This is a genomic window from Xanthomonas sp. 3058 (genome assembly GCF_014199765.1).
GTDB lineage: Bacteria > Pseudomonadota > Gammaproteobacteria > Xanthomonadales > Xanthomonadaceae > Xanthomonas > Xanthomonas campestris_B.
In genome coordinates this window covers 1-10,429 of the sequence record NZ_JACHOF010000017.1, presented here as the reverse complement: position 1 = coordinate 10,429, position 10,429 = coordinate 1, and the positions used below count along the sequence as shown (strand labels likewise).

Here is a 10,429-nt window from a genome sequence, read left to right as displayed (position 1 = left end):
CGGAGAGGTTAATGAAAATAAAAAAATTAGATGAAATGGTAAAGGACTCTTTTGGGCTATGGCTCTCGGCACTTTTTAGTTCCGTGGGAGGCAACTATCCTGAGCTTAATTTCTATCAGCACAAAGAGATATTCTTCGCGGCAGTAGAAAAGCTTCTTGAAGAAGGAAGAATAATTTTCGTAGCCCCGGGGGCTGACTGCTATGTTTCCCCGAATAATCCAAATCCTGATTTTTCAATCGAAAACACTGAGGCTCATTGGAATGATAGCTCGGAAAAAATAGTAAGTTATCTTAGGGAGAGATGGCCGAAAGAGGCTACAGACGAAAATGATGACGATTTGAACATGTACTTCTATGAAATCCCATCTGTCATTTGGGTTGATGAATCCGGAAACTACTTCGCCTCTTAATAAAAGCTTTTGTATGGTTTCAGTTGCAACCTCACAATCTCAGGGACGGAGGTAATTAAGCGAGATGCCGCCCTGGCCGCTAGCATGACCGGCAACCACGGCGTCAGCATCAATGGTGCCAACATCAGCAACGGCGCCGTCGGCAGCTACGGGCGCGGCATCAGCGGTAGCTCGCTCAACGGCATCGGCGCACAGGGCGGCTTGAGCGGGCGTGCCCGACAGACCGCAGCATCAGCAGCGACTTCCTGCTGGACAAGCTGGGCGTGGACCCGGAGTGGACCCAGACCCGCCTGGGCGATGGCTTCTATGAGCAGCGCCTAGTGCTGGACCAGATCACCCAGCTCACCGGTCGCCGCTATCTGGGCAATTACGCCGATGGCGTGGCGCAGTACCGCGCACTCTTGGAAGCTGGTGTGGTTGCGGCAGGGCAGCTGCAGCTGAGCATGGGGGTCGGCCTGACCGCCGAACAGGCTGCCGCACTGACGCAGGACATCGTATGGATGGTGGAGCAGGACTACCAGGGCCAGAAGGTGTTGGTGCCGGTGGTCTATCTGGCCTCCAACTCGCTGCAGCTGCGCGGCAACGGTGCCTTGATTGCCGGCGGCAACGTCGAGCTCAACGCCACTAACTCCATGAGCAACCAGGGCGTCATCGCTGGCGCCGACGTCAGCATCACCGCCGGCAATCTGCTCAACCAGGGCCGCATCAGCGGCACCGGCAGCGTGGCGCTGGAAGCCCGCAACGACCTGCTCAACCAGGGCCAGATCCAGGGCCGCGATGTGGCGCTGGTGGCTGGCAACAACCTGGTCAGCGAAGCGTCCAAGGCCATCAACGGCGTTGGCATCCTGTCCGGCATCAGCGCCAGCAACACCCTGCAACTATTCGCCGGCAACGACATGACGCTGACTGGCACCCGCGTGCAGGCCGATGGCAGCGCGGCGTTGATCGCCGGCAACAACCTCAGCCTTACACCAAGCGCGTTGCGCAACGACAACGGTCTTTTGCGCGGCGGCGATGCGGTCTCCGTCACCACCGGCAAGGACCTAGTGATGTCTGCAGGCAACGACCTGCAACTGCACGGCGTCACCATCAAGGCCGGCGGTAGCGCCGCACTGCAGGCGGGCAACAACCTCTCGCTGACCCCGACCACCGGCCTGGATGGGAAGGTCGCCACCCGCACCAACATCAGCACCGGCGACAGCCTGCAGTTGACTGCAGGCAACGACCTGACCATCCGCCAGGCCGAGGTCACCGCAGGCGGTGATCTCATCGCCGCAGCAGGCAACAACCTCACCGTCGAATCCGTCCTCAACGAGAGCGAGACCAACAGTTACAAGAGCCGCAACGGCAAGACTCGCGTCACCACCACCACGACCACCCAGACCATCGACCAGCAGGCGCTCACTGCCGGCGGCAACCTGATCCTAAGCGCCGGCAACGACGTCAACCTGGTCGCCGCAAAGCTGGACGCCGGCAAGGGCTTGGGTATCAGTGCCGGCAACGACATCAATGCCGGCACGCTGACCACGGTGGACACCAGCAACACACTGGAAACGCGCAAGCGCTTCAAGCAGACCACCGCGACCAGCGACGAAGCCGTCCACGGCACGGAGTTCAGTGCCGGCGGCAACCTGGCGATGCAGGCCGGTAACGACATCAACCTGACCGCCGCCACCGCTGCAAGCAAGAACGGCGCTATCAGCTTGGCCGCCGGCAACGACGTCAACCTGCTCGCCGCTAGCGAGCAGCACGACGCCGTGCAGGACATGACCAAGAAGAAGAAGGGCACGTTCTCGAGCAAGACGACGACCACGCATGATGAGTGGCAGGACACCGTGGCGGTCACCACCACGCTCAGTGGCGAGACGGTGCAGATTGCGGCGGGTAACGATTTGCTGTCGCAAGGCGCGCAGGTCGCCAGCACCGGCGATGTGGTGTTGGCCGCAGGCAACAACATCACGCTGGACACGGTGCAGAACACGCACAGCGAGGAACACGAAAAGACCGTCAAGAAGTCCGGTCTCTACGGCGGCGGCGGATTCAGCGTCGCATTGGGTGTCACCAAGAAGACCGATGGACTGGACGTCACCGAGGTGACCAACAGCGGCAGCCTGGTCGGCAGTACAGATGGATCGGTGACGATGACCGCCGGCAACAAGGTGGCTATCACCGGTAGCGATGTGCTGAGCGCAACGAGTACCACCATCGTCGGCAAGGAAGTCACGATTGCGGCAGCGGAAAATACCGTGGATACGGTGCAGACCTCCAAGCAGCAGAGTGCGGGCATCACGTTAGGATTGACCGGTGGGGCTGTAGACGCGGCGCAGGCGATCTACGGCGCAGTCAAGCGCGGCTCGGAGGTCGAAGACGATCGCCTGAAGGCGCTCTACGCCGCCAAAGCGGGCTACGCGGTCAGCGACACAGTCGGGCTAGTCGGCAATGGCCTGAAGGGCTACGACGGCCAAGCTGTTGCAGGAAACACGACCAAGACTGGCGCTGCGGCGGCGGATGGCGCGCAAGGTGCTGCCAATGCTGCTGGAGTGAGCTTTCGTGTAGGCATTGGTGCGAGTAGCTCGTCGAGTAAAACGACGACACACGAAGAAACCACCGGCGGTAGCCGCATCCTCAGCAACGGCGACGTCACCATCGCCGCGACCGGCGGCGATCTCAACGTCATTGGCAGCAAGATCGCCGGTGAAAACGTGGCCTTGGCTGCAGCAAACAATCTCAACTTGCTCAGTAACAAAGAGACCAACACCACTAAGTCGGAGAACAAGAACGCAGGCGGTGAAATCGGCATCAGTGTCGGTGCAGTAACTGGCTACTACCTCACGGTGTCTGCAGGCAAGGGCAGCGCCAAGGGCAATAGCGATCTGCGCGCAGAAAGCGTGGTCACTGCCAACGATACATTGACCTTGGTGAGCGGCAACGACACAACGATTCAGGGCGCGCAAGCTGTCGGCAACAAAGTCCTGGCCAATGTCGGCGGCGATCTGCTGATCAAGAGCGAGCAGGACACCAATGAGTATAAGAGCAAACAACAGCAGGCCAGTCTGACCCTGGCGACCGGCTCGGGCAGTGGCGGCAGCTACAGCCAGCAGAAGGTCAACAGCAGCTACACCAGCGTGACCGAGCAGAGCGGCATCCAGGCCGGCAGTGGTGGCTTCGACATCACTGTGGGCGGTAACACGAAGTTGGTCGGCGGCGCGATAGCCAGTGCAGCCGATGCCAGCCTCAATCGGCTGTCAACCGGCAGCCTGACAGTCGAGGACCTGCAGAACAAAGCGGAGTACAAGACCAGCGGCGTAACAGTTGCCGGCGGCACAGGTAGCAGCATGGCCAGTGTCGGCATCGGTGCCGGATTGAGCATGCTGGGCAACGCCAGCGACAGCTCAGACAGCACGACCAAAAGCGACATCGCCGCCGGTACGATCCAGATCCGCAATGGCGACGAGTCTGCGCTGGCAGGGTTGGATCGCAATGCAACCGAGTTGCAGCAGTCCGGGCTGAAGGAGATTTTCGATCAGAAGAAGATCGAAGACCAAAAGGAACTGATGGGGTTGGCGGGAGAGATTGGGTTCCGGGTTGTAGGTGATGTCGCTTCGGCCATGTATCAAAAAGCCCAGCTTGATCTAGCTAGCGCACCAGATGAAGCGTCGAAAGCTCAGGCACTGGCACGTCTGGAAGCATGGAGCGATGGTGGTACGAACAAGATTTTGCTGCATGGCTTGACTGGCGCGGCGATTGCTGCACTCGGTGGCGAAAACGTTCTGCAGACAGCAGTTGGCGCTGCGGGTGCTGAGGCAGCTAAGGCGGCGATGTCGGATTACCTGGTCAGGAACGGCGTTAGCGACCCGGCGACTTACAACGCACTCATGGAGCTAGGAAGTGCGGCGCTTGGCGCTATTGCGGGTGGGCAAGTTGGCGCGGCGACCGCGCTAGCGGGAGATCAGTTTAATCGGCAGCTGCACCCGGATGAATTTAGGTGGATTAATGAAAACGCCGCGACATTTGCTTTAGCGCAGGGCATATCGGTAGAAAGCGCCAAGCAGATATTGCTCGTCGAGGCAGCGGCACATGTGGACTCGACGATCCAGTCGGCATTGAGTGATGTGCCGATGAATGAGGCGGCTGTCGAATTCCTGAAGACGAATAAAAACGTATACGACGGCGTAAAGGCCTTCGACACGAGTGAGCGAGACAACTTTCATCTGTATGGAAAGGCATTGGCGAGTACGCCAGAGCAATTCAGGGATGTTTTTAACGCCCTTGCCACTGCAGGCTTGAAAAAGGATGAGCTGCAGCTGATGTACCAGCCGGAGCTGCTGACGTATGCCGGAAAAGGTATTGGTAGAGACAGTCGGTTGACCGTTGGCGTTCCCGCCTTGGGAGCTGCGATAGGTGTCGCAGCGGTAGGTAGTGGAGCATGCTTGTCCAATCTTGTCGCTTGTGGCCGATTGTTAGTCAGTGCACTTGATGCGATAGTAGGCGAAGCAACTGGCGGACATAGCATAGTTATTGCTGGCGGTGGTGGAGCGGCTGCCGCAGCTAGTAAGTTTGAAGAGATTGTTAAAGGGATTGATCCTAAGCTGCTTGCGGGTGCTGTTCCTCCGCAAAAAATCATACCTGGCTTTACAGTGGTGGAATCTAAAGTATTTGAAGAGGCGGGTTCGATAGTTAGATCGGATGAATTGGCGAAAATTGAAGCTGCGCATCGACAAGGTGTTGCTTTGGAGGTTACCGTTAGTGGGAGAAAAATCATGTATGAGCCAGGGATGCCTGCATCCGGAATGACTATGTTTGGTGAAGATGGGTTTATTATAGGTAGGGATGCATTTAAATCTCAAGGTGAGCTGCAGAAAACTATTTTGCACGAGCTTCATAGGTTGAATACAAGTGCTTCATCTGTTGGTGTAACAGGGCCGCTGGCGGCTAAAGAGACTGATGAGGCTTTTAATTTTGCAGAGCGTGCTTTTAAATATATGAGCGGTGAAAAAATTGATCACTGATTTGACGAAAAGGTGGATTGAAATAGGCAAGGTTTTGTCAGTTAGGCCAGAAGAAAAAATTATCTGTCCTGTTTGTGATGAAGGAATTTTGGCTGTGATCGATATAGAAAATAAGTACGATGAGGGAGTGATTGAGAGGCAGTTCTCGTGTTATTTATGTGGTGCTGGGAATGCATTAAGAATTAGGTTATAGTAACCGCAAAATGTATCTTGATTAGCGTTGGGCTTCAGCCGCCAGTCGCGGTGTCTGCGCCGCGCTTTGTGGGTGCTGCTATCACCTGAAGCCAATGAGGTGGCTTGATGAGCATCAATGCCGTGCAGTTCCAAGCTGGATTGTCCGGATAAATGGGTCAGAGTAAATATTCAACTGAAAGTGGGCGGAGTAAATTTCTGAAGGATAGTATCTGAAATGGGTCAGGCCAAATATCAATAATAACGCCGTCGGAGGAAATGTCGGTCTGAGTATCCGCAACGAATAGTCAGCAATGGCCCCGGCCGCCGTTACCTGATCGAGACCGATCCGCGCTTCGTCAACTACGACAATTTCATCAGCAGCGACTTCCTGCTGGACAAGCTGGGCGTGGACCCGGAGTGGACCCAGACCCGCCTGGGCGATGGCTTCTACGAGCAGCGTTTGGTGCTGGACCAGATCACCCAGCTCACCGGCCGCCGCTATCTGGGCAACTACGCCGATGGCGTGGCGCAGTACCGCGCCTTGCTGGAATCTGGCGTGGCGGCGGCAGGTCAGCTGCAGCTGAGCATGGGCGTTGGCCTCACCGCCGCGCAGGCCGCCGCGCTGACACAAGACATCGTGTGGATGGTGGAGCAGGACTACCAGGGCCAGAAGGTCTTGGTGCCGGTCGTGTATTTGGCCTCCAACTCGCTGCAGCTGCGCGGCAACGGTGCCTTGATTGCCGGCGGCAACGTCGAGCTCAACGCCACTAACTCCATGAGCAACCAGGGCGTCATCGCTGGCGCCGACGTCAGCATCACCGCCGGCAACATGCTCAACCAGGGCCGCATCAGCGGCACCGGCAGCGTGGCGCTGGAAGCCCGCAACGACCTGCTCAACCAGGGCCAGATCCAGGGCCGCGATGTGGCGCTGGTGGCTGGCAACAACCTGGTCAGCGAAGCGTCCAAGGCCATCAACGGCGTTGGCATCCTGTCCGGCATCAGCGCCAGCAACACCCTGCAACTATTCGCCGGCAACGACATGACGCTGACTGGCACCCGCGTGCAGGCCGATGGCAGCGCGGCGTTGATCGCCGGCAACAACCTCAGCCTTACACCCAGCGCGTTGCGCGACGATAACGGCCTGCTGCGCGGTGGCGATGCGGTCTCGGTCATCACCGGCAAGGACCTGATCGTCTCCGCAGGCAACGACCTGCAACTTCATGGCGTGACCATCAAGGCCGGCGGCAGCGCCGCGTTGCAGGCGGGCAACAACCTCTCGCTGACCCCGACCACTGGTCTGGATGGCAAAGTCGCCACCCGCACCACCATCAGCACCGGCGACAGTCTGCAGTTGACGGCCGGTAACGACCTGACCATCCGTCAGGCCGAGGTCACCGCAGGCGGTGATCTCATCGCCGCAGCAGGCAACAACCTCACCGTCGAATCCGTCCTCAACGAGAGCGAGACCAACAGTTACAAGAGCCGCAACGGCAAGACTCGCGTCACCACCACCACGACCACCCAGACCATCGACCAGCAGGCGCTCACTGCCGGCGGCAACCTGATCCTCAGCGCCGGCAACGACGTCAACCTGGTCGCCGCAAAGCTGGACGCCGGCAAGGGCTTGGGTATCAGTGCCGGCAACGACATCAATGCCAGCACGTTAACCACGGTGGACACCAGCAACACCCTGGAAACGCGCAAGCGCTTCAAGCAGACCACCGCGACCCGCGACGAAACCGTCTACGGCACGGAGTTCAGTGCCGGCGGAGATCTGGCCATGCAGGCCGGCAACGACATCACCCTGACCGCCGCTACCGCTGCAAGCAAGAACGGTGCTATCAGCCTGGCCGCCGGCAACGACGTCAACCTGCTCGCCGCCAGCGAGCAGCACGATGCCGTGCAGGACATGACCAAGAAGAAGAAGGGCACGTTCTCCAGCAAGACCACGACCACACATGACGAGTGGCACGACAACGTGGCGGTCACCACCACGCTCAGTGGCGACACGGTGCAGATCGCGGCGGGTAACGATTTGCTGTCGCAAGGCGCGCAGGTCGCCAGCACCGGCGATGTGGTGTTGGCCGCAGGCAACAACATCACGCTGGACACGGTGCAGAACACGCACAGCGAGGAACACGAAAAGACCGTCAAGAAGTCCGGTCTCTACGGCGGCGGCGGATTCAGCGTCGCATTGGGTGTCACCAAGAAGACCGATGGACTGGACGTCACCGAGGTGACCAACAGCGGCAGCCTGGTCGGCAGTACAGATGGATCGGTGACGATGACCGCCGGCAACAAGGTGGCTATCACCGGTAGCGATGTGCTGAGCGCGACCAGTACCACCATCGTCGGCAAGGAAGTCACGATCGCTGCAGCGGAAAACACCGTGGATACGGTGCAGACGTCCAAGCAGCAGAGTGCGGGTATCACGTTGGGGCTGACCGGGGGCGTGGTTGCAGCAGCGGAAGCGGCGTACAGCGCGACTAAACGCGGTTCAGAGGTAGAGGATGACCGCCTAAAAGCACTCTATGCCGCGAAGGCGGGTTACGCCGTCAGTGATGGCGTTGCCGAATACCAGGCAGCTGCGGCCGCTGGCAGCAGTATGGGCGGTGTGAGTCTACGCATCGGGATCGGTGCTAGCAGTGCGTCGAGCAAGACGACCACGCATGAGGAAACCACTGGCGGTAGCCGAATCCTGAGCGACGGCAACGTCACCATCGCAGCAACAGGCGGCGACCTGAATGTCATTGGTAGCAAGATCAACGGTGAAAATGTCGCGCTGTCTGCGGCGAACGACTTGAACTTGCTGAGCAACCTGGAGACCAACACCAATAAGTCGGAGAACAAGAACGCCGGTGGCGAGATTGGTGTAAGCGTCGGGACCACGACAGGTGTGTATCTCACTGCCTATGCTGGTAAAGGCAGTGCCAAGGGCAATAGTGACGTACACGCTGAGAGCGTAGTGACCGCCAACGACAGGTTGACGTTGATCAGTGGTAACGACACTACGATCAAGGGCGCACAAGCAATCGGCGACAAAGTGCTGGCCGACGTTGGCGGTAACCTGCTGATCCAAAGTGAGCAAGACACCAGCGACTACAAGAGCAAGCAGCAACAGGCAGGCATGACGCTGGTGTGGGGCTTTAGCGGCAGTAGTGCGAACTACAGCCAACAGAAGGTCAACAGCAGCTACACCAGTGTCAATGAACAAAGCGGCATCCAGGCTGGCAAGGGTGGATTTGATATCACTGTTGGTGGCAATACGCACCTTGTTGGCGGCGCAATTGCAAGTACGGCAGATGCGACACTCAATCGCCTGTCCACGGACAGCCTGACGGTAGACGATCTTCAAAACGAAGCAAAGGCAAAGGCATCGAACATCGGTGTCGGCGCGGGAACCAGTGGTGCTGGATTAGCGCAATCCGCCGCAAGTGCAGGACTCAGTGCTCTGGGCAGCGCCAATAGCAATGCAACGAGTACTACTCGCAGTGACATTGCTGCTGGTGCTATTGAAATACGTAATAAGGATCTCAGTGCCCTGGAAGGTCTGGAACGTAGCACCTCAATGCTTGACGGCAATAGCGTCAAGGCGATTGATACGAACAAGTTGCAGGAACAGGTCGAGCTGAGCCAGGTTGCAGGCGAAGTCGGATTCCGTACTGCCAAGGAAGTGATTGCTGCACGGCGTGACGCGGCAACAGAAGAGCTCAAAGCCGCAGCCGAGGACTATCAAGCTGCTACAACCGATGAAGAGCGTGCGGCAGCAGCGGTGCGGCGTGACGCCGCTCAGTCCAGTCTGAAGCAGTGGTCCGATGGCGGTAATGCCAAGATGGCAACGCAGGTACTGGCAGGCGTATTCCAGGCCAGTCTGGGCGGGGGCAGTGCTCTAGGCGCTGCTGCTGGTGTAGCTGCCAACGAAGGATTACTGACCAAGCTATCAGCAAGCATCAATAAGGGCTTGGATGGCGATGGTGTAGCCCACGAAGGAGCGATGAACCTGGCCAGCATTGGCCTGGGTCTGATCGCTGGCGGTCTGATAGGGGATGCTACGTCGGGCGCCATCGCCGCCAATACTTCCCAGCAATACGGCTATTACGACTACCGGGATGGTAAGCGACAGCTGCTAGCCTCCGACGCTCTGCGTGAGATGGCGGGCGGTGACGAGGCTTTGCTGCAAGGCATGCGTACGCTGATCAACGAGGCAATCAAGAATGGCGCGGATCCAGCCAGCCTCGCGGCGGCGCTGACAACGCCTGGCGTTGCCAACAACATGGCGGGCATGGCGCTGGTTGAAGCATCGGCACAGAAGGAATACGGCAAGAGTTTTGGTGCGCTGGGCCTGGAGGATCAGAAGATTCTTCTTGGAATGGTGGGCAGGGTCTATGTTGAAGATGTACAGAGCATTGGTCCTGATGGACAGCCTCTTGTTGCTGTTGGAGGTGTCGAGAAGCTTCCAACGGTAGAGGTAGTCGGTAAATCGTCCGGTGGGCTCCTGCACGCTGGTCAGCTTGTCAGCGGAGTCATCGAGAGTGGTGGTCGCGGCGTTGAGAAGGCAAGCAACTGGCTGGGTCAAGACACAGCAATGGCGCTTGCCTACGTCGCGATGGCGGCTGCTGGCGGCCCGGTCAAGACCGTCGCGAGTACGCTGTTCGAAAACTCTGCGCCAGGAGAGTTCCTGCAGAACAAGAAGCAGCAGTATCTGGTTGATCCGTTTGGTAATTTTATTGGTACTTATGGCCTAGGGATGGTCTGATCAACGGCATCGGAGGATGAGCCTAACCACATCGACCAGGCTGACGGCGCTCAGATCCTCGATTTTTTTGCCGTTTCCGG

Annotated in this window: 1 protein-coding gene and 2 pseudogenes; all 3 read left to right on the top strand. The window is 58.4% G+C overall.

The window, feature by feature from the left end; translation table 11 throughout:
* The first annotated feature begins 11 nt into the window (after positions 1-11).
* Positions 12-410 carry a hypothetical protein gene (locus GGR61_RS16820; protein ID WP_184622792.1) on the top strand — a complete coding sequence of 133 codons (399 nt, stop codon included), beginning with the start codon at positions 12-14 and terminating at the stop codon, positions 408-410.
* Positions 411-865: 455 nt separating this feature from the next.
* Positions 866-5,419: pseudogene (locus GGR61_RS16815) on the top strand (hemagglutinin repeat-containing protein); the annotation flags it as partial.
* A 772-nt stretch (positions 5,420-6,191) separates the two neighbouring features.
* Positions 6,192-10,349, top strand: a pseudogene (locus tag GGR61_RS16810) (hemagglutinin repeat-containing protein); the annotation flags it as partial.
* Positions 10,350-10,429: the final 80 nt, after the last annotated feature.

Excerpts from the sequence above, each read along its gene's own strand:
- GGR61_RS16820 (WP_184622792.1), top strand. The coding sequence starts at position 12 with ATGAAAATAAAAAAATTAGATGAAATGGTAAAGGACTCTTTTGGGCTA.